The following is a 22890-nucleotide window of genomic DNA, read 5'->3' as shown; positions in this document are numbered from 1 at the left end:
GTCTCGAGGGGAGGGCTGCGCCCGCTGCTCGATCAGCAGGAGGGCGCCGCTCAGGCCTCGACCCAGGTCCAGGTGCCGGCCGGGCCGTCGACCGAGACGTCGCCGCCGGTGCGCGTCACGGTGAAGACCGTCTCCTCCCCCGTGTCGTGCGCGACGACCCGGACCGGCGTCGCTCCGTCCGGCCCCGGGAACACCCTCAGCTCGAGCCCGTCGAGGTAGTCGTACTCGGCCGAGTCCTGGCGGGCCCCCACCGGGATCACCGCACCCTCGCGCACGTACAGCGGCAGCGAGTCGAAGCCGTGGACCTCACGACGCCACTCCCCCGTCGAGACGATCCGCTCGCCCGTCCACCAGCTCGTCCACGTCCCGCGCGGGAGGTAGAACTCGACCGTGCCGTCCTCGGTGAACACCGGAGCGACGAGCAGGTCGTGCCCGAGCAGGTACTGCGTGTCGAGGTGGGCGGCGCTGCGGTCGTCCTCGAACTCGAGCGCCATCGGGCGCATGATCGGGACGCCGGTGCTCGCCGCCTCCGCCCCCGCCGCGAAGAGGTAGGGCATCAGCAAGAGCTTCAGCCGGGTGAAGAGCCGGGTGACCTCCACGGCCTCCTCGTCGAACGCCCACGGCACGCGCACCGAGGAGGATCCGTGCAGCCGCGAGTGCGAGGAGAGCAGGCCGAACGCGAGCCAGCGCTTGAACACTCCGGGATCGGGCGTGCCCTCGAAGCCGCCGATGTCGTGCGCCCAGAAGCCGAACCCGCCCAGCGCGAGCGAGAGGCCTCCGCGCAGGGTCTCGGCCATCGACACGTAGGAGGAGGTGTTGTCCCCGCCCCAGTGCACCGGCAGCGACTGCCCGCCGACCGTGGCGCTGCGGGCGAAGAGGACCGCGCGGCCCTCGCCGAGCTCCTGCTCGAGTACCTCGTGCACCGCGCGGTTGTAGAGCTGGGTGTACCAGTTGTGCATGGCCTCGGGGTCGGTCCCGTCGGCCCAGACGACGCCCTCCGAGGGGATCCGCTCGCCGAAGTCGGTCTTGAAGGAGTCGACGCCCTGGCGCACGAGGACGCGGAGCTTCTCCTGGAACCAGGAGGTCGCCTCCGGATTCGTGAAGTCGATCAGCGCCATGCCGGCGACCCACATGTCCCACTGCCAGACGTCGCCGGAGGCCGTTCTGAGCAGGTAGCCCTTCTCGCGCCCCTCGGCGAACAGCGGCGACGCCTGCGCGATGTACGGATTGATCCAGACGCAGGTGTGCAGCCCGCGCTCGTGCAGGCGGGCGAGGATCCCCTCCGGGTCCGGGAAGGTGCGCGGGTCCCACTCGAGGTCGGTCCACTGGAACTCGCGCATCCAGAAGCAGTCGAAGTGGAACGCCGACAGCGGCAGCTCCCGCTCCGCGAAGCCGTCGATGAAGGAGTTCACCGTCTCCTCGTCGTAGCTCGTGGTGAAGCTGGTCGTCAGCCAGAGCCCGTAGCTCCAGGCGGGCACGACGGAGGGGCGGCCCGCGAGACCGGTGTAGCGCCGCAGCACGTCCTTCTTCGTCGGGCCCTGGATCACCAGGTACTCCAGCGCCTCGCCGCCGACCGAGAACTGCACGCGCTCGACCGCCTCGGAGCCGATCTCGAACGAGACGAGGCCGGGATCGTTCACGAGCACGCCGTAGCCGCGGCTGGAGAGGTAGAACGGGACGTTCTTGTAGGCCTGCTCGGAGGAGGTGCCGCCGTCGGCGTTCCACACATCCACGGTCTGGCCGTTCTTCACGAAGGGGCCGAAGCGCTCGCCGAGCCCGTAGACCAGCTCGCCGACGCCGAGGTCGAGCTGCTCGTGCAGGTAGGCGGCTCCGTCCGGTCCGGTCAGGTAGCCCTGCGCCTTGTGCCCGGACCCGGTGAGGCGCGTGCCGGTCGAGGTGTCCCAGAACTCCAGCGACCACGGAGCGCCCTGCCTGATCCGGACCTCGAGGTCGCCGGTGCGCAGCACGCCGCCGGACTCCGTCACCTCCGCCGCTCCGACGTCGCCCCCGGCCAGCTCGAAGCCGGGCCGCACCGCCGTCCCGCGCCAGTGCTCGATCCGCACCCGCGCGACCCCCTCGGCCGGCGAGGACACCGTGACCGTGAGCGCCGGCCGGTTGAGGACGTCGCCGCGGCCCTGGATGACCCGGGTCGGGGCGATCACCTCGAGCGAGGTGCCGTCGGTGCGGATGTCGTACGCCTCCTGCGCGAACAGGGGCGTGAATCCGGCCCGCGTCTGCCAGAACCCGTCGGTGAACTTCATGGGGGTGCCTTTCGATGGCGCGCCGGCGGATCCCGCGAGGGAGGCGCCGACGGAGGGAGAGAGGGCTACTTGACCGCGCCGGCGGTGATGCCGCGGGTGAGGGTGCGCTGGAAGATCAGGAAGAAGATCAGCGTCGGGAGAAGGCCCAGGAGAGCGCTCGCGCTGGTCGTGGTGACGTCCATGATCTTGTCGCCCTGGAGGCTCGAGATCGCGATCGGGACGGTCTGCGTCGCGTCGCTCACCAGGAAGACCAGCGGGATGAGGAACTCGTTCCAGGTCCAGATGAAGAAGAAGATCATCAGCACCGAGAGGGTGGGCCGCGAGATCGGGACGATCACCCGGGTGAGGACCTGCCACTTCGAGGCGCCGTCGAGAGCCGCGGCCTCGAGGACCTCCTTCGGGAAGGTGCCGTAGACGCTCGAGAGCAGATAGGTGCCGAACGCCGACTGGATGACGGTGAAGATGACGATGACCGACAGCTGGGTGTCGTAGATCCCGACCGCTTTGAACATGTAGTACAGCGGGTAGAGCAGGGCCTCCTGCGGGAGCATGTTCGCCAGCAGGAACAGGACGATGATCCAGCTCCGGCCGCGGACCCGGCCGATGCCGATCGCGTAGGCGTTCAGCACCGAGAGGGCGACGGCGAGGATCGCGACCGACCCCGAGATGAGGATCGAGTTGCCGAGCTTCTCGGGGAAGTCGACGCGGCTCCAGAAGGTCGAGAGGCCGTCGAAGGAGAGGCCGGTCGGGAAGGCGAGCGGGCCGTTCGCCGAGTACTCCGCGGGGGTCTTGAAGGAGTTGAGCAGGATCAGCAGCACCGGGCTGATGATCACGAGTCCGATCACCACGGCGACGGCGAGGATCACCCAGTCGCCGAGGGTGCGCTTCGTCGTGCCCTTCGCGGGCTTGGCGGGACGGGAGGACGAGAGGTCCGCGTCCTCCGTGCCGGCCTGGGTGAGGGGCAGGGTCTCGATGGCCGACATCAGCGGGCTCCTTCGCTGCGCTCGACGCGCTCCTGGGCGCGGATGAACAGCACGGCGAGGATCACGATGACGATCGTGAGCGCGGTCGCGATGGTGGCGCCGTAGCCCACCTGCTGCTTCTGGAAGAACTCGGTGTACGAGTAGTAGGAGGGGACGATCGTGGAGTCGCCGGGGCCGCCGCGGGTCAGGGCGTAGATCGGGCCGAAGACCTTCAGCGCGGCGATGGTGCAGGTGAGGGTGACCACGAAGATCTCGGGCCGGATGATCGAGACCGTGATCCAGCGGAAGCGCTGGAACCAGTTCGCCCCGTCGAGCTCCGCCGCCTCGTAGAGCTCGGGGTCCACGCGCTGCAGCGCCGCCATGAAGATGACGACCGGGTAGCCCAGCTGCACCCAGATCATCACGACCATGATCGAGAGCATCGCGGTGTCCGGCTTGCCGAGCCAGTCGTGCGAGAGGGAGCCGAGCCCGACGGCCTCGAGGATCGAGTTCAGCGCGCCGTTGTCGGGGCGGAGGATCCAGCCGATGACGATCGCGGCGATGACGGTCGGCAGGATCTGCGGGAGGTAGTAGGTGGCGCGGAGGAAGCTCGCCAGGCGCCCGCCGAACTTCTTGCCGACGAGATCGAAGAGGATCGCCGCGAGCAGGAGTCCGAGGATCGTGGGGACGATCACCATCGCGATGATCATGTAGACCGAGTTGAGGAACGAGGTCCAGAACTGGTCGTCGCCCATCAGCTCGATCCAGTTGTCGAGGCCGATGAAGATCGGCGGCTTGATGCCGCGCCAGGACGTGAAGCTGATGTAGACGTTCCAGATCAGCGGGATCAGCACGATGAACGTGAAGAGCACGAACCCGGGGATCAGGTAGAGCCAGTAGCCGCCGGAGCGCTTCTCGCGGGGCGGCGTCGTGGGAGGCGGCGCGCTCTCCGCGCGACGAGGTGCTGTCGTCGTCATGGGTACTCCTAGGTCGGACGGGGTCGTGGGTGTGCTGGGGCGGTATGCCGCTCCGGTACGGAGGCGACGGCGTGTTGCGTACCGGAGCGGCATCCAGCGGGGGGGTGGAGGCTCGGCGGTGCTCTTGCGACCCCCTCGAGGGGTCGCCGTCACGTCCTCAGGTCTTCCGCTGCCGTTCCGCGCCTGCAGGCGCGGGGTAGGCCGCCGTGGCCGACGTCACGTGACGCTTCCGAGTCACTTGATGTCGGCGACTCCGTCGTCGTACTTGGCCTGGAGGTCGGAGAGCATGGCGGACTCGTCGGAGGAGCCGTTGATGAGCTCCTGCGTGGCGGCGACCAGGTCGTCGTAGACGGTCGCGGTGGGCCAGTCGGGGTAGAAGGAGAGCTGGTCGCCGTCGACGACCGTCTTCCACTGCGAGAGCAGCGCCTTGCTCTTCTCGTCGGTGATGGCGCTCTCGTCGACGACCAGCGGGATGCCTCCGTTGTTGCCGATGAGGTTCTGGATCTCGGGTCGCATCGTGATGTCGATCCACTTGTAGGCGAGGTCCTTGTTCTTCGCCGTCTCCGGGATCACCCAGTGGTTGCCGGCGGAGCCCATCGTGAACTCGGCGCCCGGGAAGAGGAACGTGTCCCATTCGAATCCGGTGATCTCGGTCTTGAAGCGGCCGAACCACCAGGAGCCCGAGAAGAAGATCGGGTACTCGCCCGAGATGAACGCCGTGCCCGCGTCCTCCGCCTTCAGCCCGGAGGCGTCGGCCGAGAAGTAGCCCTTGTCGACGTAGGTCTTCAGCTGGTCGGCCGCGTAGCTCCAGGCCGCGTCCTCGAAGTCGACCTCGCCCGTGTAGGTCTGGTAGTCGGTGATCCAGGAGCGGTCGGCCTTCAGCAGCGCGAGCTGGTAGAAGAGCTGCTGCAGCGGGTACTCGGCGCCGGCCTCGGCCAGCGGGGTGATCCCCTTGGCCACGAAGGCGTCGAGGACGGCCGTGAACTCCTCGTAGGTGGTGGGGACCTCGAGGCCGTTCGCGGCGAAGGCGTCCTTGTTGTAGTAGACGAAGGTGAACTCGCCGTAGTTGGGGATGCCGTACCAGGAGCCGGAGCCCATGATCCCGTTCTCGTCGTACTTCGCGGTGGTCTGCAGCGCGCCGGGGATCAGCGAGTCCCAGCCGTAGAACGCGACCGCCTCGTCGAGGTTGGTGAGCAGGCCCTGGCTCGAGAGGAGCCCGCTGGTCGCGTTGCCCTTGTTGTACTCGACGACGTCGGGCGCCGAGTTGGAGTTGAAGATCTGGCTGGCGCCGGTGCGCAGCTGCTCGAAGGCCTTGAACTCGTACGCGATCTCGGCCCCCGTCTCCTGGGTGAAGATGTCGCGGGCGGCGAGCCAGGCGATGCCGCGGTCGCTGTCGGGCGTCTCGAAGTCCCAGAGCGTGAGGGTGCGGCCGGCGCCGTCGACCGTGGTCGAGAGCGCGTCGGAGCCGGCGTCGGGGCCGCCACCGGAGCAGGCGGCCAGCGCGAACATCGCGCTGAGGCCGACTCCGCCGGCGAGGAGGTTGCGCCGGCTGAGACCGGCGGTCGGGCGGTGGAAGGCGGAGCGGGATCGGAGCGACATTGCGGTGGTTCTCCTTCGAACGGTGCGGTGGTGCTGCGGAGGTGGTGCAGGGAGCGCTCTCTCACGGAGGCGCGGTGTCGAAGCGTTTCGACAGTGCGCAGAGCCGGAGCGGGCGGGAAGAGGGTGGAGGACTAGAGGGAGGCCGGCGCGGGAGTGCCGGACGGGACCGCCGGCACCGGAGCGCCGATCGGAGCGACCGCGAGGGATCCGCGGTCGACGTAGGAGGGCGGGAGCAGCTCGACGCCGACGGTGCGGCCGGAGTCGATCTGCTGGAGGGTCCGCGCGACGGCCGCTCGGCACATCGCGTCGAACGGGAGGGGAAGACTGCTGGTGGGGACAGGGAGGGCGCCGCCGTCGTAGCTGGCGCAGGCCGCCAGGATCGACAGGTCGCCCGGGACGGAGAGGCCGCGCTCGAGGACGCGCTCGATCGCCGCCTCCGCCACGGGCTCGTTGCAGTGCAGCACGAGCGCGGTGGGCGGGACGGGTGCGGCGAGGATCGCGTCGATCGCGGCCTGTGCGCTCGGGCGGCCGATGTGCGGGCGCTCGACCGCGATCTCGACTCCGAGCGCTGCGGCCTCGGCGCGGAACGCCTCGTCGAAGCGGCGGACGAAGCCGGCGTTGCGGTCGGTGTAGGACTGCGGATGCTCGAGCAGGCCGAGCGAGCGGTGGCCCAGCTCAGCGAGCCGGCGGACGCTCTGGCGGGCGGCCTCGGCGAAGTCGAGGTCGACGCAGGCGAGATCGTGGGAGTCGGCGGGCACGCCGATGAAGGTGGCGGGGACCCCCGCCGCGCGGATCAGCTCGGCGCGGTCGTCGTCGTCGTCGACGCCCATCAGGACGATGCCGTCGACGAGCGAGGAGGAGGAGACGCGCCCGATGCCGCTGGAGGCCTCGTCGGTGACGAGCAGCAGGACGTCGTAGTCCGACTCCCGGGCGCGCTCGAGCACCTCGGTGACGAAGCGCATGTGGGTCGGCAGGTGCAGCTCGCCGCGCATCGGCGCGGAGAGGGCGAGGATGTGGGTCCGCGCCCCTGCGAGCATCCGGGCTCCCGCGTGGGGCCGGTAGCCGAGCTGGCGCACCGCGTCGTCGACGCGCTGCCGGGTGGAGGCGGCGATCGAGCGCTTGCCGGAGAGGGCGTAGGAGACGGTGCTGATCGAGACTCCGGCAGCGCGGGCCACGTCGTGGATGGTCGCCATGGCTCCTCCTGCCGGACGTCGTCGTCGGTCGCGGTCGGGCTTCGAAGCGCTTCGACCGGTCGTGCTGGAGCGACTGTACGCACAGTCGAAGCGCTTGCGCAAGCGGTCCTCGCGACGACCTCCCCGGGCGCCGGCCCGCTCCGCGAGCGGTTCCGCGGCTCGGGCGGGCGGCACCCGCGAGGGGCCGGAGGGCGACGCGCTGGGCCTTCCGCTCGTTGCGCCTCCCGACCCTCACGGGATATGTTGGGCCCAACAACAATTCGGCGACGTCGCCGGAAAGGATTCGGATCCCATGTCCCTGACCCCCACCCGCGCCGACAAGTTCTCCTTCGGCCTCTGGACCATCGGCTACAACGGGACGGACCCGTTCGGCGGCCCGACCCGCGAGCCGCTCGACGTCGTCCACGCGGTCGAGAAGCTCGACGAGCTCGGCGCCTACGGCCTCACCTTCCACGACGACGACCTGTTCGCCTTCGGCTCCACCGACGCCGAGCGCCAGACCCAGATCGACCGCCTCAAGGGCGCGCTGGAGTCCACCGGCCTCATCGTGCCGATGGTCACCACCAACCTCTTCAGCGCCCCGGTCTTCAAGGACGGCGGCTTCACCTCGAACGACCGCGACGTCCGCCGCTTCGCGCTGCGCAAGGTCCTCCGCAACATCGACCTCGCCGCCGAGCTGGGCGCGAAGACCTTCGTCATGTGGGGCGGCCGCGAGGGCGCCGAGTACGACTCCGCCAAGGACATCCGCGCCGCGCTCGAGCGCTACCGCGAGGCCGTCAACCTGCTCGGCGACTACGTCACCGACAAGGGCTACGACATCCGCTTCGCCATCGAGCCCAAGCCGAACGAGCCCCGCGGCGACATCCTGCTGCCGACGCTCGGCCACGCGATCGCGTTCATCGACTCCCTCGAGCGCCCCGAGCTCGTCGGCGTGAACCCCGAGGTCGGCCACGAGCAGATGGCGGGCCTGAACTTCACCGCCGGCATCGCCCAGGCGCTGTACCACGGCAAGCTCTTCCACATCGACCTCAACGGCCAGCGCGGCATCAAGTACGACCAGGACCTGGTCTTCGGCCACGGCGACCTGCACAACGCGTTCTCGCTCGTCGACCTCCTCGAGAACGGCGGCCCCGGCGGCGTCCCGGCCTACGACGGCCCGCGCCACTTCGACTACAAGCCCTCGCGCACCGAGGACGAGACCGGAGTCTGGGACTCGGCCGCCGCGAACATGCGCACCTACCTGCTGCTCAAGGAGCGCGCCGCGGCCTTCCGCGCCGACCCCGAGGTGCAGGAGGCGCTGGCCGCCGCGAAGGTCGCCGAGCTCTCCACCCCGACGCTGAACGAGGGCGAGTCGTACGACGACCTGCTCGCGGACACCGCCTCGTACGAGTCGTTCGACGCCGACGCCTACCTCGGCGGCAAGGGCTTCGGCTTCGTGCGCCTGCAGCAGCTGGCCACCGAGCACCTGCTCGGCGCCCGCGGCTGACCCGCACCTCCTGAGCCCGCGGTCAGCCGCGGGACGACCTGAGACGGACGAGATCCCCTGCACCGGCACGGGATCTCGTCCGTTCTCCTGCATCCGGCCCGGTTCCGCACCGGACGCCCGAACCCGTACCCCCAACGAAAGAGGACAGCGATGACGCTCGTCGCAGGGATCGACTCGTCGACCCAGAGCTGCAAGGTGGTCGTCCGCGACCTCGACACCGGCGCCGTGGTGCGCACCGGCCGGGCGAGCCACCCGGACGGCACCGAGGTCGATCCGGCCGCGTGGTGGGAGGCGCTGCAGCTCGCCCTCGCCGACGCCGGCGGGCTCGACGACGTCGCCGCGATCTCGGTCGGCGGCCAGCAGCACGGCATGGTCGTCCTCGACGAGAGCGGCGCCGTCATCCGCCCCGCTCTGCTCTGGAACGACACCCGCAGCGCGCCCGCCGCCGCCGCGCTCATCGAGGAGCTCGGAGCCGGGGCCTGGGCGGAGCGGACCGGATCGGTGCCGGTCGCCTCCTTCACCGCCACCAAGCTCCGCTGGCTGCGCGACGCCGAGCCCGAGAACGCCGCCCGTGTCGCCGCCGTCGCGCTCCCCCACGACTGGCTGACCTGGCGCCTGCTCGGCTACGGCCCCGACTCCGCCCGTGGTCCGCAGCTCGACGCGCTCACGACCGACCGGTCCGACGCGTCCGGCACCTCGTACTGGGGAGCGGACGGCTACGACCTCGACCTGCTCGAGCGCGCCCTCGGCCACCGCCCGCTGCTCCCCCGCGTGCTCGGCCCCTCGGAGGAGGCGGGCCGCACCGAGAGCGGACTCGTCGTCGGCCCCGGCGCGGGCGACAACGCGGGCGCCGCGCTCGGCCTCGGCGCCGGCCCCGGCGACGTGGTCGTCAGCATCGGCACGAGCGGCACCGTCTTCGCCGTCACGGACGACCCGGTGCGCGACGCCTCCGGGACCGTTGCCGGCTTCGCCGATGCGAGCGGGCGCTTCCTGCCGCTGGTCGCGACGCTCAACGCGGCGCGCGTGCTGGCCTCGACCGCGACCCTGCTCGGCAGCGACTTCGACGAGTTCGCCGCACTGGCGCTCGAGGCGGAGCCGGGTGCCGACGGCCTCGTGCTGGTCCCCTACTTCGAGGGCGAGCGCACGCCGAACCTGCCGGACGCGACCGCGAGCCTGCACGGGATGACCATCGCCTCGACCACGCGCCCGAACCTCGCCCGCGCGGCGATCGAGGGCATGCTCTGCGGACTGGCCGACGGCCTCGACGCCGTTCGCGCGCAGGGAGTGGAGGCGCGGCGCATCCTCCTCATCGGCGGAGCCGCGCAGAACCGCGCCGTGCAGCTCGCTGCCTCGCAGGTGTTCGACGTGCCCGTGCAGGTGCCGACGCCCGGCGAGTACGTGGCCGACGGTGCCGCCGTGCAGGCCGCCTGGGCGCTGACCGGATCGCGCCCGACGTGGACCGTCACCTCGGTGGCCGAGCCCGCGCCGGACCACCGCCCTGTGATCCGCGAGCAGTACGCGGCCGCCCGCGCCTGAGAATCCGGCCCCGGCCCTCATCCAGGGCCGGGGCCGCGCCGCAAGCCCCAGTGGACGGGGAGCGGAATCGCGCTACTCTCATTACTCAGCCAGCTGATTAATGGAGGAGCGACATGACCGCCACACGAACCCCCGACCGCGCCGACCGGATCCGCCAGGTCGTCGTCGCCGTGAGCGCGGTGCTCGCCCTCATCGGCTCGTTCATCGGCTCGGGCGCCGCGGGCGGCACGCAGATCCAGAACGCGGCCGGCGGCGCCCTGACCGCGTCCTCGACCCCCATCGCTCCCGACGGCCCCGCCTTCGCGATCTGGAGCGTCATCTACACCGGCCTCATCGCCTACGCGATCTGGCAGTTCCTGCCCTCGCAGACCGCCCGCACCCGCCACCGCCGGCTGGGCTACTGGGCCGCGGCCAGCCTCCTCCTGAACGCCGCGTGGATCCTGGTCGTCCAGGCCGGCTTCCTGACGCTCAGCGTCGTCGTGATCGCCCTGCTGCTCGCCGTGCTCGCGCGCATCTTCGTGATCCTGCGGACCACCCGGTCGGCCGGAGTGGTCGACGCGATCGTGACGGACGGCACCTTCGGGCTCTACCTCGGCTGGGTGTGCGTGGCCACGGCCGCGAACGTCACCGCCGGGCTCGTCGGCGCGGGAGTCGGCAGCGCGGACGGTCCGGGCGCCGCGGTCTGGGCGGTCGTCGTCCTCGCCGTCGCCGCGCTCGTCGGACTCCTGATCGCGGTCACCGGCCGCGGCCGCATCGCCCCGATGCTCTCGCTCGTCTGGGGACTCTCCTGGGTCGCCGTCGGCCGCTTCGCCGGCGAGCTCGTCTCGGTCCCCGCCGGGATCGCCGCGCTGGTCGCCGCCGCCGTGGTGCTGGTGGTCACCCTCCTCGTCCGCGCCACCGCGGGACGCCGGGTCAGCGCCGCCTGACCCCTGCGCGACGAAGGCCGAGAGGCCGGGACAGCCCTGGTCCGGGGCCGCCCGGCCTCTCGGCCTTCGTCGTGGTGGCGGATCAGGTGATCAGCGTGTCGACGTACTCCCGGTTCTCGTCCATCCACGCGGCGAGGGCTGCGGAGCGGTCGGCGGCCCCGTCGTTGAACAGCGCGTTCTCGAGCGAGTAGAGCGTCTTCGAGTCCATCCGGAAGTCGCGGATCCAGCGGCTCATCGTCGGGTAGTCCGCGTCGAACGCGGCCGAGCCGAAGGAGTGGATGCCCTCCGCCTGCCCGAGCAGGCCCTTCGGGTCCTCGAGGTCCTTGACCGGGAAGGCGTCGTAGGCCCAGTGCGGGCGCCAGAGCGTGACGGCGATGTTCTCGCCCGCGGCGGTCGCGCTCGAGAGCTCCTGGAGCATGGCCGGCGTCGACGAGGTGAGGTAGTCCATCCCCTCCAGGCCGTAGCCGGGGATGACGTCCTCGGTCGTCGCCTTGTTGAGACCGGAGCCGGGCTCGATGCCGATCAGGCGGTTGCCGACGACGCCCGGGTCGGCGGCGAGCTCCTCGAGGGAGTCGATCGGGGCGTCCTCGTTGACCGCGATGGTCAGCTTCGCCTCGTCGTTCCATGCGCCCAGGTCGACGATCGAGTCGCCGTACTGCTCGACGTACCGGGCGTGGGTGAGCGGCAGCCAGGTGTCGAGGGCGAGGTCGTAGTCGCCGGTCGAGAGGCCCTGGAAGCCGGGGGCGACGTCGGCGTTCTGCAGGGTCACGTCGTAGCCCTGCTCCTCGAGCACCGCCTCCCACAGAGCGGAGACGGCGATCCCCTCGTCCCAGCCCTGGAACACGGCGACGGTCACGTCGGTGCGGTCGCCGTTGTCGACGGAGGCGGCGGTGGCGGGAGCGGCGAGGGTCGCGGCCCCGAGGGACGCGACCAGGCCGATCGAGACGACGCCGACGGCCGAGCGGGTCGCCACGACGGCGCGGCGGTTCTTCGCCCGGGCGACTCTCGCCGGCGAGGGCGAGCCCAGCGCGCCGGTCATCCGGTCGAGGACGACCGCGAGGATCACGACGGAGATGCCCGCCTCGAAGCCGAGCGCGACATCGATCCGGTTGAGGCTCGCGACGACGTCGCCGCCCAGCCCTCCGGCGCCGACCATGCCCGCGATGACGACCATCGAGAGCGAGAGCATGATGACCTGGTTGAGGCCCGCCAGGATCGAGGGCAGCGCCAGCGGCAGCTGGATCTGGCGGAGGATCCGCCACTTCGAGGAGCCGAACGACTCCCCCGCCTCGACGAGCTCCGGGTCGACGCCGCGGATGCCCAGCTCGGTGAGCCGGACGCCCGGCGCCATCGCGAACACGATGGTCGCGACGATGCCCGGCACCACTCCGACCCGGAACAGGATCAGCGCGGGGATCAGGTAGACGAAGGCCGGCATCGTCTGCATCAGGTCGAGCACGGGCCGGATGACCGCGGAGGCCGTGCGGTTGCGCGCGGCGAGCACGCCCAGCGGCACGCTCAGCGCGATGGCGATCACGGAGGCGACGAGCACCAGCGCGAGGGAGTCCATCGCGTTCTCCCACTGGTCGACCCCCACGATCAGCAGGAGCCCCACGGCGGTGCCGGCCGCGAAGACCCAGCCGCGGACGGCGTAGGCCAGTACGGCGAGGAAGGCGACGATCACCCAGAAGGGCGGCGTCGCGAGGACGAGGTCGACGCCGGAGTAGAGGGCGCCGAAGACGGTGCGCAGCAGGTCGAAGACCGGCTGGAAGGTCTGCGTGAGGACGTCGACGGCACCCTCGGCGAGGGCGCCGAGCGGGAGGCGGAAGCCGAGATCGGTCATCGTGCACCTCCGTCCGCCGCGAGGACGGCGTCCTCGACGGGGCCTCCGGTCGCGTGCAGGGTCGCGGTGACGACCTCGGTCGAGACGGTGGCGGGCGGCTCGATCACCGGGTGCTCGCCGGTGCGGGCGGGCACGTTGCCGAGCGCCGCGAGCAGGGTCACCCGCGGGATCGCTCCGAGCAGACGCCCGTCGGCGTCGACCACGGCGACCGGCAGCGCCGACTCGACGGCGGGCTCGATGACCTCGCTGAGGGCGGTGTCCGGACCGACGGTGACGACGTCGGAGGTGAGGACCGCCGAGAGGTCGCCGGTGCTCCGGCGCACCTGCTCGATCACGTCGCGGTCGCGGACCGTGCCCAGCAGGCGGCGTCCGCCGCCGACCACGAACGCGGCCGAGGTCTGCAGGTCGCGCATGCTCCTCAGCGCGGCGCGGGGACCGGCCGCGAGGGTGACCACGGAGCGGGCGGGCTCCATCACGGCGGAGGCGGTGAGCACGCGGGCGCGGTCGACGTCCTGCACGAACTGGGCGACGTAGTCGTTCGCCGGGTCGGTGAGGATCTCCTCCGGGGTGCCGATCTGGACGATGCGGCCGTCGCGCATCACCGCGATGCGGTCGCCGAGGAACATGGCCTCGTTGAGGTCGTGCGTGATGAAGACGATGGTCTTGCCGAGCTCGTGCTGCAGCTCGATCAGCTGCTCCTGCATCTCGCGGCGGATCAGCGGGTCGAGCGCCGAGAACGCCTCGTCCATCAGCACGATGTCGGTGTCGGCGGCGAGCGCCCGGGCGAGGCCGACGCGCTGGCGCATGCCGCCGGAGAGCTCGTCGGGCATCTTCTCGTGCCAGCAGGCGAGACCGGCGCGCTCGACCGCGAGCATCGCCCGCTCGCGGCGCTCGGCCGCGGGGACGCCCTGGATCTCGAGCGGGTACGCGACGTTGTCGAGCACGGTGCGGTGCGGGAGGAGCGCGAAGTGCTGGAACACCATCGACACCGACGAGCGGCGCACGCGGCGCAGCTCCGCCTCGGAGACGCCGGTGGTGGCGGAGCCCTCGATCAGGACCTCGCCCGCGGAGGGCTCCTGGAGCCCGTTCAGCATGCGGATGAGGGTGGACTTCCCGGAGCCGGAGAGGCCCATCACGACGAAGATCTCGCCGCGGTGCACGGTGAAGGACGCGTCGATCACCGCGGCCGTGCCGAGTCCGGCGAGCTCGCCGCGGTCGGCGCCCTCGCCCAGTCGGCGGACGACCTCGTCGGGCTTCCGGCCGAACACCTTGAAGAGGTGGCGGGCCTCGAGAGCGGGGGTCGCGGGATCGGCGCCCGCCTCGCTCCGGGGCTCGCTGATGATCTGCTGGTTCTGGTGCACGTACACTCCGTCGGCGCGCAGGGACGACGCCCTGCGCTCATCTCGTGGTGCCGGGTCGGGAGCGTGGGACAGCCGTGCGTCGAGCCTCCGCGTGCGTCCCGCCGCTCAGCGCGGCAGGGGGTGGAGGCGAGAGCGTCCGAGGCGGCCTCGGGGCCGCCTCCACTCCCGTTGACCGTACGATCGCGGCGCGTCCTGGGGGGACGCCGTGCGAGCGCGGACCGGTTCATCGGGGCCTGTGAGGACCGCCGACCACGGTAGCCGCGGAGCTGCCGAGGGGCAAACGTCGGACAATTGCGGGGGCGGGTCCAGGGGTGGTGATGAACCGATCGGCGCGAGCGAATGTGCTGGTCGGAGCTGGTTTCCGGAGTGTTGCGCGATCGTTACCGTGATGGCGCGGCCGGCGGCGCTCGTTCCGGCCGGACTCCATCCGCCGCTGCTCGACCGGCGAGGAGGCTTGCAGCTCAGACGGTGGTCTCGCCCGCCGGGCCCGAGGGGGCCGCCGCGCCGACTCCGCTGACGGGCTCGCCCTGCCAGGACACGAGCGTCCACGCGTCGCCCGAGCCCTCGAGGACGACGACGCCGGTGTTGTCGAGCAGGTGGTCGGCGATGAAGCGCGCATCGAGGTCGAGGGAGCGCAGACCCGCCCAGCAGCGGATGGCCGCGCCGTGACTGACCAGCGCGACGACCTCGTGCCCGAGCGCCTCCGCCTCCGCCACCACCGCGTCGTAGCGCGCCGCGAACTCGTCGCCCGTCTCGCCGCCCGCCAGCCGGATCGACGTCTCGCCGCCGGCCCAGCGGAAGACCGTGCCCATGTACTCCTCGACCGCCGCGACGTCGCCGCGCATCTCGAGCCCCGCGGCAGCGACCTCGCGGATGCCGTCGCGCTCGATCGGCTCGAGCCCGAGGGCCGCGGCGAGAGGGGCGGCCGTCTCGTGGGTGCGGACCATCGTCGAGACGAGCAGCGCGCCGATCCCCTCGCCGGCGAGCCGACCGGGCAGCGCAGCGGCCTGGGTGCGGCCGAGGTCGGTGAGCCCGGGTCCGGGGATGCGGGTGTCGAGGAGCCCGGCGACGTTGGAGGGGGTCTGGCCGTGGCGGATCAGGAGGAGGCGCATCCGCCCACGCTAACCGCGGAGGCTGGGCTTCCGGGGGGCGCGGTCGCGCCCGGTCCCGCCGTTGTGCGGCGAGTGCGGCGCTGTCACGATGTGCGGGGACGCTCCCGGACCGGGAGCCGCAGACGGACGGGACGGGCGGACATGGCCTCCGAAGACGGTTTCTCGAAGGACGAGCGCGCGGCGATGAAGCAGCGCGCGGCCGAGCTGCGGGCGGAGGCGAAGCGGCAGAAGAGCGCCGACAAGGCCGACGCCGACCGCAGGGACGCGGAGGCCGCGATCGCCGCGATGACCGACGAGGAGCGGCCGATCGCCCAGATGCTCCACGAGGTCGTCGGCGAGACCGCCCCCGATCTCCTCCCGAAGACCTGGTACGGCTTCCCCGCCTACGCGCGCTCCGACGGCAAGGCGATCGTCTTCTTCCAGCCCGGCGCGAAGTTCGGCACGCGCTACTCGACCCTCGGCTTCCAGGACGGCGCCCAGCTCGACGACGGCACGATCTGGCCGACCGCCTACGCGCTCGTCTCCGCCGACGCCGAGACGCGCGTCGCCGTCACCGAGCTGGTCCGCCGCGCGGCCGGGGCCTGACCCCGTGGCGCACGTCTACGACGAGATCGACGAGAGCCTCTCCTCCTGGATTCACGAGCAGCCGATGTGGTTCGTCGCCACCGCGCCCCTCGCCGCCGACGGGCACGTCAACATGTCGCCGCGCGGCCACGACTCGTTCTCGATCCTGGGCCCGCGGCGCGTCGGCTGGGTCGACTACACGGGCAGCGGAGTCGAGACGATCGCGCACCTGCGTGAGAACGGGCGCGTGTGCCTGATGTTCGCGTCGTTCGGACCGCGTCCGCGCATCGTCCGCCTGCACGGCACCGGCTCCGTGCACCTGCCCGGTTCGGAGGCGTTCGCCGAGGTCGCGGAGCAGCACCCCGACCACCCGAGCACCCGCGCGGTCGTCACCGTCGAGCTCACCCGCATCAGTGACGCGTGCGGCTGGGGCGTGCCGGTGATGGAGCCGGTCGGCGAGCGCGACCTGCTCCTCCTCCAGGCCGAGAAGAAGGGCCCCGACGGCATGGCCGAGTACCGAGCCACGCGCAACGCGGTCAGCATCGACGGGCTGCCGGGCTACCCGCTGGACTGAGCGGGCGGGAAGCGGCCGCAGCGCTGCGCGCACGAGCACGCCGACCGGCTCGAGCAGGGTCTCAGTGATGACGGCGAGCGGGTTCGACCCGGTGGGGCGGGAGTCGACGGAGAACCGGGTCTTCGTCATTCGTCAAGTCCTCGACCGCTGACCGCCGCTCAGCACGACCAGACGTGCATCACGGTCCGTCTCCCGTTCGGGAACCCCGGGTCGATCGACGTGTTCGTCGTCGGTGCGGGTCTGAAGCGGGCGCTCCTCGCGGGGTCGATGACCGGCGGCCTCGTCGACGGGTACACCGCTCCCGTCTCAGGGAGATCGCACAGCGCGACGGGACCGCTTCGCGGAAGCACGCACGAGGACGCTTCGCACACGTCCCCAGGGGATGTACTCCTGAGACCAGTAGTCGGCCCGGATCTTCAGGAGGGGCCCTTCGACAGTGGAAGTCACGGAGATGGAGCGAGGGTCCCGGAGGGTTCCCGCGATGCGTGTCTGCGGGGTCGTTCCGCGCTCGCGCGACAACTGCTCGGGAGTCATCGTCTCGGGCGGGACGACCGCGAGCAGCCGCCGGCATCCACCGGAGGCGCATTCGACGGTCCCGCTGACGAGCTCGCTCCCCTGTGGACGGTCGATGGCCGAGGCCGCCGACCGCGCTGGTGAGGCTCATCCATGGGTCGGGACGAGAGCGAGCTCCGGGGAGCTCCGGCCGATCCCAGGAGGGGCGGACGTGGAGCGCGACTGAGGCCTGCTCGATCGACGGTCGGATCGGACGGCGTCCCTACCATCGGCCCCGCAGAGATCCCCTGGCCGATCCGCCCGCCGCTACCCCCGCTCGTCGACGGCCCGGATCGAGAACAGCTCCTGCGGGGTGCAGTCGAGCGCGTCGCAGATGAGCGTCAGCGTCGTGAAGCGGATCGCGCGGGCGCGGTTGTTCTTGAGGATGGAGAGGTTCGCCATCGTGATGCCGGTGCGGGCCGAGAGGGCGGTGAGGGTCACGCCGCGCTCGGCCAGCACTGCTCCGAGGTGGCAGTCGATCCGGTGCCTCTCGTCGTCGGCGGGCTCAGACAACGCCGTCGACGTCCCGTTCGAGCTTCGCGCCGGCGCGGAACGCCGCCGTCAGGGCGAGGGCCACCACTCCGGCGAGCAGGACGGGGACGGGCCACTGCGGCAGGTTCGTCCCGATGGCCTGGTAGTCGCCGCCGAGGAAGGCATCGCGCTGCTCGTCGGTCACCCGGCCGGCGGCGAAGAGCAGGCCGATGCCGGAGCTGAGGTACAGGCCGGCCGCGGTGTCGGCGAGGCCCTGCGCCACTCCTCCGATCAGCAGGGCGAGGCTCAGACGGCGCCAGTTCGCGAGGACGAAGGGGTCGAACGGGCGTCCGGCCGCGATGCCGCGGAGGACCCGCAGGAGGAAGACCGTGGCGAGGACGATCGTGACCGCCTGGAGGAGGCTCGGCAGCGCACCGAGCAGGCGGAGGGAGAGGGCGGCGTCGGCGAGCGTGGGCGCGGTGCCCTCGCGCGGCTCGGCCTGCAGCAGCTGCGGGAGGCTCCGGAGCGGGAGGCGGCCGTCCGCTCCCCCGAAGACCAGCAGGGTGCGCCCGGTGGTGACGGTCCAGGTCTGCAGGAGCGCGGTGAGCACGGAGAAGACCGCGACGATGAGCAGGACCGCCCTGGCCACCCGGAACACGCGCGGACGCTCCCGGACCGGTCCGCTGGGGATGACACTCGTCATGGCGTGCTCCTTATCGATCGTCGATGTTATTGAGTATCGATACTACGCACGCCGGTCCGGCGATGTCGACCCGCGGCGCCCGCCGACCACGGAGACGGCGGGAGGGGTGGTTGCCCGGAGCGAGGAGCCCGATCTAGCGTGGAGGGATGTCGGATGCGAGGGAGCGCGCCGCCCGGTACCGGGCCGGCGCCGCGGGCGAGGAGGAGGCGGAGCAGCCCGCCCTGCCGGAGGATCCGCTCGAGCGGGCCGCGTTCGTCGAGACGGCGATCCAGCTCGCGATCCGCCGCGGCGACTTCGACGACCTGCCGGGATCGGGGAAGCCGCTTCCGGACCTGGGCGCGGCCCACGACCCGGACTGGTGGATCCGCCGCAAGATCGAGCGCGAGAACCTCACCGGGATCGGCCCGGCCGCCTTCCTCCTCCGCGCCGAGGACCGCGCGCTCGACGAGCGCCTCGACCGCCTGCACCGCGAGGGGGAGGTGCGCGCCGAGCTCGCCGACTTCAACACGCGGGTGATCGAGGCGCGCCGCCAGCTGCTGGGTGGGCCGCCCGTCGTCACCCCGCTCCGGGACGTCGACGAGGAGGTCGCCGCCTGGTCGCAGCGGCGCGCCGATCGCGCCGCCGAGGCCGAGGCCCGGGCGGCCGCCGAGCCGGAGCGGTCCCGCCGCTGGTGGTCGCGGCGGCGCTGACGTCCCCGGAAACCGGACAGACCTGCCCCTCCCACTGGGGTCCCGCCCCGGGAAACCGGGCGGGAGCGCGCCTCCGAATCATGCCTGCACATCAAGTCGACCGGAGTCCGCATGCTCACCGCCACCACCCCCGCACGCCTCCCGAGGGCCCGCCCCTCGACCCTCGCCGCGCCGCCGCTCGCGCTGCTCGAACCCGACTCGGACCGGATGCTCGTCATCCGCGCCGCGGAGGGCGACGACCGCGCGTTCGCCACCATCGTCCGCCGCTACACCGGTCTGCTCCGCGCGACGGCCGCCCGCACCCTCCGCAGCAGCGCCGACGTCGACGACGTGGTGCAGGAGACGTTCCTCGCGGCGTGGACCCACGTGGACAGCGTGATCGACGGCGAGACCATCGCCGGCTGGCTCGTCACGACCGCGCGCCGCCGCAGCGTCGACCGGCTCCGCTCCAGCGTCTCGCGGCTGCGAGCCGAGCTGGACGACGAGTTCCCCGCCTCCGCCGCCGACGACCCGGAGCACGCCGCGCACTGCGGATCGCTCGCCGCCGACGCCAACCGGGTGCTCGCCGCGATGCCCCCGGCCCAGCGCCGCTGCTGGGAGCTTCGCCAGCTGGAGCAGTGCAGCTACGACGCGATCGCGCACGAGCTGGGCCTCACGACCTCGACCGTCCGCGGGCTGCTCGCCCGCGCCCGCGCGACCCTCCGCACGGAGCTCGCCCACTGGCGCTGATCCGCGTTGCGGATCTCGGCGCAGGCGACCAGGCGGGGGCCTTCAGCGCAGGAGAACCGGCCCCGCGCCGATCCGCACCCGGAACAGCGAGTACGGGTACGTCCGCAGATCCGTGCCGCCCTGGTAGTCGGCCTGGCGGTGCAGCTGGTTCGCGGTGACGTACAGGTGCTCGTCCGTCGCGATCGACATGGTGTCCGGCCAGAGCAGCCGCTCGTCGTGCACGATCGTCTCCATCATGCCGTCGGTGCGACGGCGGACGATCGCGTTGTTCTCGTAGCTCGTGGCGTAGAAGCGGCCCAGCGCATCCGTCTCGAGGCCGTCCGCTCCCCCACCCTTGTCGCCCTCGTCGACGACGGTCGCCGCGACGTCCTCGTCCGGCACCGACCGGTCGACCAGGGCCGCCGTCGCCACGCTGAACCAGCGGCGGGAGGCGAGCGGGCAGTACCAGAGGCGCTCGCCGTCGGCCGAGATCGCGATGCCGTCGGCGCCCATCGTCACCGGCTGAGGGTCGCCGTCGGCCGGGCGCTTCATCAGCACGCGGCCCTCGGCCATCGGCACGAGCTCCGGAGGAGTGAGCGCCTTCGTGCTCGGGTGGTCGTGCAGGCGGCGCCAGGCGGTCCCCGCCTCGAGGTCGACGACGATGATCCCGTTCGGGCCGGAGTCGGCCGAGTCGGTGATGTAGGCGATGCCGCGCCGCAGATCGAAGCGCACGTCGTTGAGGTAGGTGGTCGGCAGGGCGACGTCCGGCTCGAGGAGGATCACCTGCTCGACGGTGTCGGTCGCCAGGTCGACGCGGACGAGCTTGGGGCCGCCCTTCTTCGTCGGCTCGAACATCGGGCTGCCGGTGTCGAGGATCCAGAGCCGGTCGGCCGGATCGACGACGATGCTCTGCACCGAGACGAGGGCGCCGGCGTCGTCGATTCCCGACGGCGTGCTCCAGGCCTCGTCCGGGTAGGGCACCGCCGCTCCGTCGACCAGCTCCACGACCGTGGCCGGGACCTCGTCTCCCCACTTCGGGAAGTTCACGAAGATCCGCCCGGTGTGCGAGACGCTGACGCCGGTGGGCATCGGCCCGCTGGTGAAGGCGTGCACGAGCTCCAGCTCGCCGAGCGGCTCGTCGACCGGGCGCGTGCCGCGGGTCTCGTCGGTCGGTCCCCAGAATCCCATGGTGCTCTCGCTGTCCTCCCGCCGGCGCGGGCTCGTGGCGGTCTCGGTGCCGGTCGGGTGCGGGGTCGGTGCCCGCCGCGACCGGTGCTCCTCATCCTGCGCGCCGGCGCCGGTCGGCGGGGAGGAGGTGGCGGAGGAGGCGGCGAGCGCCTAGCATCCGGCCGCCTCGGGCGACCCGGGAGCCGCGACCGAGGAGGCGGAGGAGGGCCGGCCCGCGTCCGACTTCGGCACGGCCTTCACGAAGGGGCTCAGCATCGGGACGCGGCAGTGCCCGGTGGAGCGGGTCGCCTCGGCGGCCGCTCCCGCCGCCCGCAGCGCACCGCCCCCCGCCGTCGCGCTCACCCGTTGGTCGGCGGGTCGACGGACCGCTGATCCGCCGGCCGTCCGCTTCCGGACATGACCGCTAGAGGGCGTTGCCACTGCGGCCGCTCACCTGCCACGGTCGCAGAGCGACCGACGACGGTCCACCGATCAGAAGGACCGAGGCCCGCCATGGACGACTCCTCTTCGACCGAGACCAGCACGAGCGAGATGACGCCCGAGGTGCTGGCCGCGTTCAGCGACGCCTGGACCCGCCACGACCTCGAAGCGCTGATGAGTCACATGACCGACGACTGCGTCTACGGCGCGTCCGTGGGCCCCGAGCCCGGCCGCACCTGGACGGGCAAGGAGCAGGTCCGCGAGGGATTCGCGCTCATGCTCGCCTTCGACACCGGACAGGAGCGGCACGAGGAGGGGGCTCCCCTCATCGCCGGGACGCGCGGCGCGGCCACCTGGTCCTTCACCGGGACCGGCCCCGACGGCCGACCCCAGGTCACGCGGGGCTGCGACATCTACGAGTTCCGCGGCGGGAGGATCGCCCGCAAGGACGCGTTCCGGAAGGTCTACCGGGCGGACGAGGAGTAGTCCGCGTCGGCCTCCCTCGCGCAGCGGAGCCGGAGCGGCGTCCTCGTACCGGGTGGCCCCGCGCCTCCCCGATCGCGCAGACTGGCTCGATGGCAGCGGCGTCGGCACCGGTCGGATGGGGACGTCTGCCCGCCGTCTCGTGGCTGATGGTGCGCGCCTTCACGCGCCACCGCGTCCTCGCCGTCCTGGCCTTCCCGACGGCGCTGCTCTCGCTCGCGCCCTCCGTGATCCGCCGCGCCGCCCATGAGACGGCCGACCGGAACGGGCTGGTCGTCTTCGGGCGCTACCGGCCGGTCGCCGACGCCCTGGTGAGCATCGCCGTCACCGTCCCGGTCGTCCTGCTGGCCGTGGTGGCGGCCGTGTGGGTCGCGCTCTCGGGGCTGCTCGGCGCGGTCCTGGTCCTCGCGGCGCTCCTGGGCGGAGCCGTGGGGGCGGGGCCCTGCTGGTCGGGACCCCCCTCACCGAGGCCGTCGGCGCGGAGACGCCTCCCGGGCGGCGGTGGACGGTGATGGCGTTCTCGCAGCGCCCCGGGACCCGCCTGTCGGCGGTGCTCGCGACGAGGGAGCTGCTGGCCACGGTCCCCGCGGGAGGCGTCGTCGTGGCCGTCGCCGGCGACGAGCGGCTGGCGGACAGCTACTCGCGCCTCGGCTTCTCCCGGGGACGGGGCCTGCGGATCTCCCAGCAGGTCTGAGGGGCACCTCATCGCCGGACGGAGGCCACCGGCGGCTCGATACGGTGGAGATCGTGCAGTGCGGCTGAGGCCTTCCCGATCCCCGTCGCTCCGGCCCGCTCCCTCCGGCCCGCACCCTCCGGCCCGCTCGGGCGCGATCGAAAGGCTCCCCGTGTCCGCACTCCTCCCCCTGCAGGGCAGGACCGCTCTCGTCACCGGTGTCTCGCGGCGGCGCGGCATCGAGGTGCACGAGGAGGAGGGCTGCGAGCTCTACGCGATCCACGACTCGCCCGACGGCACCATCGTCATGCTGGAGAAGTGGACGAGCGGCGACCTGCTCGACGCGCACGGCGCCGGCGAGCCGGTCGTCCGCCTCAACGCGGCGATCCGCGGACTCGTCGCCCAGCCTCCCGTCGTGACGCGGCTCGTCCCGATCCCGGCCGGCACCTCGCAGCAGGGCGAGCTCTAGCACCCGGGGGCGGGGCCGCTCCGGATCCGGATCGCGCGCCGCCCGCCGGAAACGCGCGCGAAACAGCGGAGGCCTACGGTCGGGAGCGACCCCGCCCCCGGGTGCTAGAGCTCGCCCTGCTGCGAGGTGCCGGCCGGGAT

General features: G+C 72.1%; 23 protein-coding genes. 11 read left to right on the top strand and 12 right to left on the bottom strand.

Annotation, left to right across the window (positions count from 1 at the left end; translation table 11 throughout):
- Window positions 1-50: 50 nt before the first annotated feature.
- From yicI to C5B95_RS16085, 5 genes are all read right to left on the bottom strand, one after another.
- A complete protein-coding gene (gene yicI / locus C5B95_RS16105; RefSeq protein ID WP_104349621.1) occupies window positions 51-2261 on the bottom strand; it encodes an alpha-xylosidase in 2211 nt (736 codons plus the stop codon).
- A 65-nt stretch (window positions 2262-2326) separates the two neighbouring features.
- Window positions 2327-3244, bottom strand: a complete 918-nt coding sequence (locus tag C5B95_RS16100; RefSeq protein WP_104349620.1) for a carbohydrate ABC transporter permease — start codon at window positions 3242-3244, stop codon at window positions 2327-2329.
- Window positions 3244-4200 carry a carbohydrate ABC transporter permease gene (locus tag C5B95_RS16095; RefSeq protein ID WP_104224874.1) on the bottom strand — a complete coding sequence of 319 codons (957 nt, stop codon included), beginning with the start codon at window positions 4198-4200 and terminating at the stop codon, window positions 3244-3246. The genes C5B95_RS16100 and C5B95_RS16095 overlap by 1 nt, the downstream gene beginning before the upstream one ends.
- Window positions 4201-4434: 234 nt before the next feature.
- A complete protein-coding gene (locus C5B95_RS16090) occupies window positions 4435-5799 on the bottom strand; it encodes an ABC transporter substrate-binding protein (RefSeq protein ID WP_258060049.1) in 1365 nt (454 codons plus the stop codon).
- 131 nt (window positions 5800-5930) lie between these two features.
- A complete protein-coding gene (locus C5B95_RS16085) occupies window positions 5931-6992 on the bottom strand; it encodes a LacI family DNA-binding transcriptional regulator (RefSeq protein WP_104292927.1) in 1062 nt (353 codons plus the stop codon).
- A gap of 292 nt (window positions 6993-7284) precedes the next feature.
- Here C5B95_RS16085 and xylA point away from each other — a divergent pair, with 292 nt between their 5' ends.
- The 3 genes from xylA (at window position 7285) to C5B95_RS16070 (ending at window position 10940) form a co-directional block, all read left to right on the top strand.
- On the top strand, window positions 7285-8478 hold the full coding sequence (gene xylA, locus C5B95_RS16080; protein WP_104224876.1) for a xylose isomerase: 1194 nt from the start codon (window positions 7285-7287) through the stop codon (window positions 8476-8478).
- Window positions 8479-8628: 150 nt separating this feature from the next.
- The gene (xylB, locus tag C5B95_RS16075) at window positions 8629-10014 is read left to right on the top strand and encodes a xylulokinase (RefSeq protein ID WP_104227358.1); all 1386 of its coding nucleotides are present in this window, start codon (window positions 8629-8631) and stop codon (window positions 10012-10014) included.
- A gap of 113 nt (window positions 10015-10127) precedes the next feature.
- On the top strand, window positions 10128-10940 hold the full coding sequence (locus tag C5B95_RS16070; protein WP_104224878.1) for a tryptophan-rich sensory protein: 813 nt from the start codon (window positions 10128-10130) through the stop codon (window positions 10938-10940).
- Between the two features lie 82 nt (window positions 10941-11022).
- Here C5B95_RS16070 and C5B95_RS18020 read toward each other — a convergent pair whose 3' ends face one another.
- The 3 genes from C5B95_RS18020 to C5B95_RS16055 form a co-directional block, all read right to left on the bottom strand.
- A complete protein-coding gene (locus tag C5B95_RS18020; protein WP_104349619.1) occupies window positions 11023-12783 on the bottom strand; it encodes an ABC transporter permease/substrate binding protein in 1761 nt (586 codons plus the stop codon).
- Window positions 12780-14144: a glycine betaine/L-proline ABC transporter ATP-binding protein gene (locus C5B95_RS16060; protein ID WP_374954264.1), complete on the bottom strand. Its 1365-nt coding sequence runs from the start codon at window positions 14142-14144 to the stop codon at window positions 12780-12782. Before C5B95_RS16060 ends, C5B95_RS18020 begins: the two co-directional genes overlap by 4 nt.
- A gap of 461 nt (window positions 14145-14605) precedes the next feature.
- Window positions 14606-15256, bottom strand: coding sequence for a histidine phosphatase family protein (locus C5B95_RS16055; protein ID WP_104336165.1), 651 nt, complete (start codon window positions 15254-15256; stop codon window positions 14606-14608).
- A 141-nt stretch (window positions 15257-15397) separates the two neighbouring features.
- Here C5B95_RS16055 and C5B95_RS16050 point away from each other — a divergent pair, with 141 nt between their 5' ends.
- Both C5B95_RS16050 and C5B95_RS16045 read left to right on the top strand, forming a co-directional pair.
- The gene (locus tag C5B95_RS16050; protein WP_104349618.1) at window positions 15398-15841 is read left to right on the top strand and encodes a hypothetical protein; all 444 of its coding nucleotides are present in this window, start codon (window positions 15398-15400) and stop codon (window positions 15839-15841) included.
- Between the two features lie 4 nt (window positions 15842-15845).
- Complete coding sequence (locus C5B95_RS16045) at window positions 15846-16394, top strand: pyridoxamine 5'-phosphate oxidase family protein (protein ID WP_104283915.1); 549 nt, start codon at window positions 15846-15848, stop codon at window positions 16392-16394.
- 819 nt (window positions 16395-17213) lie between these two features.
- Here C5B95_RS16045 and C5B95_RS16040 read toward each other — a convergent pair.
- The gene (locus C5B95_RS16040; protein ID WP_104224883.1) at window positions 17214-17459 is read right to left on the bottom strand and encodes a helix-turn-helix transcriptional regulator; all 246 of its coding nucleotides are present in this window, start codon (window positions 17457-17459) and stop codon (window positions 17214-17216) included.
- Complete coding sequence (locus C5B95_RS16035) at window positions 17452-18120, bottom strand: hypothetical protein (RefSeq protein WP_104227364.1); 669 nt, start codon at window positions 18118-18120, stop codon at window positions 17452-17454. The genes C5B95_RS16040 and C5B95_RS16035 overlap by 8 nt, the downstream gene beginning before the upstream one ends.
- A 146-nt stretch (window positions 18121-18266) precedes the next feature.
- Between C5B95_RS16035 and C5B95_RS16030 the strand changes: the two genes are divergently transcribed.
- Both C5B95_RS16030 and C5B95_RS16025 read left to right on the top strand, forming a co-directional pair.
- A complete protein-coding gene (locus tag C5B95_RS16030; RefSeq protein ID WP_104349617.1) occupies window positions 18267-18809 on the top strand; it encodes a DUF1992 domain-containing protein in 543 nt (180 codons plus the stop codon).
- A gap of 111 nt (window positions 18810-18920) precedes the next feature.
- Entirely contained in the window at window positions 18921-19538 is a 618-nt protein-coding gene (locus C5B95_RS16025) for an RNA polymerase sigma factor (protein ID WP_104349616.1), read from the top strand.
- A 42-nt stretch (window positions 19539-19580) separates the two neighbouring features.
- Here the strand turns inward: C5B95_RS16025 and C5B95_RS16020 are convergent, their stop codons facing one another.
- Window positions 19581-20705, bottom strand: coding sequence for an L-dopachrome tautomerase-related protein (locus C5B95_RS16020; RefSeq protein WP_104349615.1), 1125 nt, complete (start codon window positions 20703-20705; stop codon window positions 19581-19583).
- A gap of 150 nt (window positions 20706-20855) precedes the next feature.
- Window positions 20856-21047, bottom strand: a complete 192-nt coding sequence (locus tag C5B95_RS17265) for a hypothetical protein (RefSeq protein WP_146076637.1) — start codon at window positions 21045-21047, stop codon at window positions 20856-20858.
- A 150-nt stretch (window positions 21048-21197) separates the two neighbouring features.
- Between C5B95_RS17265 and C5B95_RS16015 the strand changes: the two genes are divergently transcribed.
- The 4 genes from C5B95_RS16015 to C5B95_RS16000 all read left to right on the top strand — a co-directional run bounded on the left by C5B95_RS16015 (window position 21198) and on the right by C5B95_RS16000 (window position 22750).
- Window positions 21198-21611, top strand: coding sequence for a nuclear transport factor 2 family protein (locus C5B95_RS16015; RefSeq protein WP_208543359.1), 414 nt, complete (start codon window positions 21198-21200; stop codon window positions 21609-21611).
- Window positions 21612-21700: 89 nt separating this feature from the next.
- The gene (locus tag C5B95_RS16010) at window positions 21701-22120 is read left to right on the top strand and encodes a hypothetical protein (protein WP_146076636.1); all 420 of its coding nucleotides are present in this window, start codon (window positions 21701-21703) and stop codon (window positions 22118-22120) included.
- Window positions 22120-22302, top strand: coding sequence for a hypothetical protein (locus C5B95_RS16005; protein ID WP_104347818.1), 183 nt, complete (start codon window positions 22120-22122; stop codon window positions 22300-22302). The genes C5B95_RS16010 and C5B95_RS16005 overlap by 1 nt, the downstream gene beginning before the upstream one ends.
- A 151-nt stretch (window positions 22303-22453) precedes the next feature.
- Window positions 22454-22750, top strand: a complete 297-nt coding sequence (locus C5B95_RS16000; protein ID WP_374954263.1) for an antibiotic biosynthesis monooxygenase — start codon at window positions 22454-22456, stop codon at window positions 22748-22750.
- The last annotated feature ends 140 nt before the right edge of the window (window positions 22751-22890 follow it).

It is taken from the genome of Rathayibacter sp. AY1A7 (genome assembly GCF_002930845.1).
Lineage (GTDB): Bacteria > Actinomycetota > Actinomycetes > Actinomycetales > Microbacteriaceae > Rathayibacter.
Note: the sequence above shows the minus strand (reverse complement) of the source record. Positions and strands in the feature narration are given on the sequence as shown.

Bases quoted from the DNA above. Each gene is read 5' to 3' on its own strand.
- C5B95_RS16095 (WP_104224874.1), bottom strand. From the start codon at position 4,200: ATGACGACGACAGCACCTCGTCGCGCGGAGAGCGCGCCGCCTCCCACG.
- C5B95_RS16070 (WP_104224878.1), top strand. From the start codon at position 10,128: ATGACCGCCACACGAACCCCCGACCGCGCCGACCGGATCCGCCAGGTC.
- C5B95_RS16010 (WP_146076636.1), top strand. From the start codon at position 21,701: ATGGCAGCGGCGTCGGCACCGGTCGGATGGGGACGTCTGCCCGCCGTC.
- C5B95_RS16025 (WP_104349616.1), top strand. From the start codon at position 18,921: ATGCTCACCGCCACCACCCCCGCACGCCTCCCGAGGGCCCGCCCCTCG.
- C5B95_RS16005 (WP_104347818.1), top strand. From the start codon at position 22,120: ATGGCGTTCTCGCAGCGCCCCGGGACCCGCCTGTCGGCGGTGCTCGCG.
- C5B95_RS16035 (WP_104227364.1), bottom strand. From the start codon at position 18,120: ATGACGAGTGTCATCCCCAGCGGACCGGTCCGGGAGCGTCCGCGCGTG.
- C5B95_RS16090 (WP_258060049.1), bottom strand. From the start codon at position 5,799: ATGTCGCTCCGATCCCGCTCCGCCTTCCACCGCCCGACCGCCGGTCTC.
- C5B95_RS16020 (WP_104349615.1), bottom strand. From the start codon at position 20,705: ATGGGATTCTGGGGACCGACCGACGAGACCCGCGGCACGCGCCCGGTC.
- C5B95_RS16015 (WP_208543359.1), top strand. From the start codon at position 21,198: ATGGACGACTCCTCTTCGACCGAGACCAGCACGAGCGAGATGACGCCC.
- C5B95_RS16050 (WP_104349618.1), top strand. From the start codon at position 15,398: ATGGCCTCCGAAGACGGTTTCTCGAAGGACGAGCGCGCGGCGATGAAG.
- C5B95_RS16030 (WP_104349617.1), top strand. From the start codon at position 18,267: ATGTCGGATGCGAGGGAGCGCGCCGCCCGGTACCGGGCCGGCGCCGCG.
- C5B95_RS16055 (WP_104336165.1), bottom strand. From the start codon at position 15,256: ATGCGCCTCCTCCTGATCCGCCACGGCCAGACCCCCTCCAACGTCGCC.
- C5B95_RS16085 (WP_104292927.1), bottom strand. From the start codon at position 6,992: ATGGCGACCATCCACGACGTGGCCCGCGCTGCCGGAGTCTCGATCAGC.
- C5B95_RS18020 (WP_104349619.1), bottom strand. From the start codon at position 12,783: ATGACCGATCTCGGCTTCCGCCTCCCGCTCGGCGCCCTCGCCGAGGGT.
- C5B95_RS16100 (WP_104349620.1), bottom strand. From the start codon at position 3,244: ATGTCGGCCATCGAGACCCTGCCCCTCACCCAGGCCGGCACGGAGGAC.
- xylB (WP_104227358.1), top strand. From the start codon at position 8,629: ATGACGCTCGTCGCAGGGATCGACTCGTCGACCCAGAGCTGCAAGGTG.
- xylA (WP_104224876.1), top strand. From the start codon at position 7,285: ATGTCCCTGACCCCCACCCGCGCCGACAAGTTCTCCTTCGGCCTCTGG.
- yicI (WP_104349621.1), bottom strand. From the start codon at position 2,261: ATGAAGTTCACCGACGGGTTCTGGCAGACGCGGGCCGGATTCACGCCC.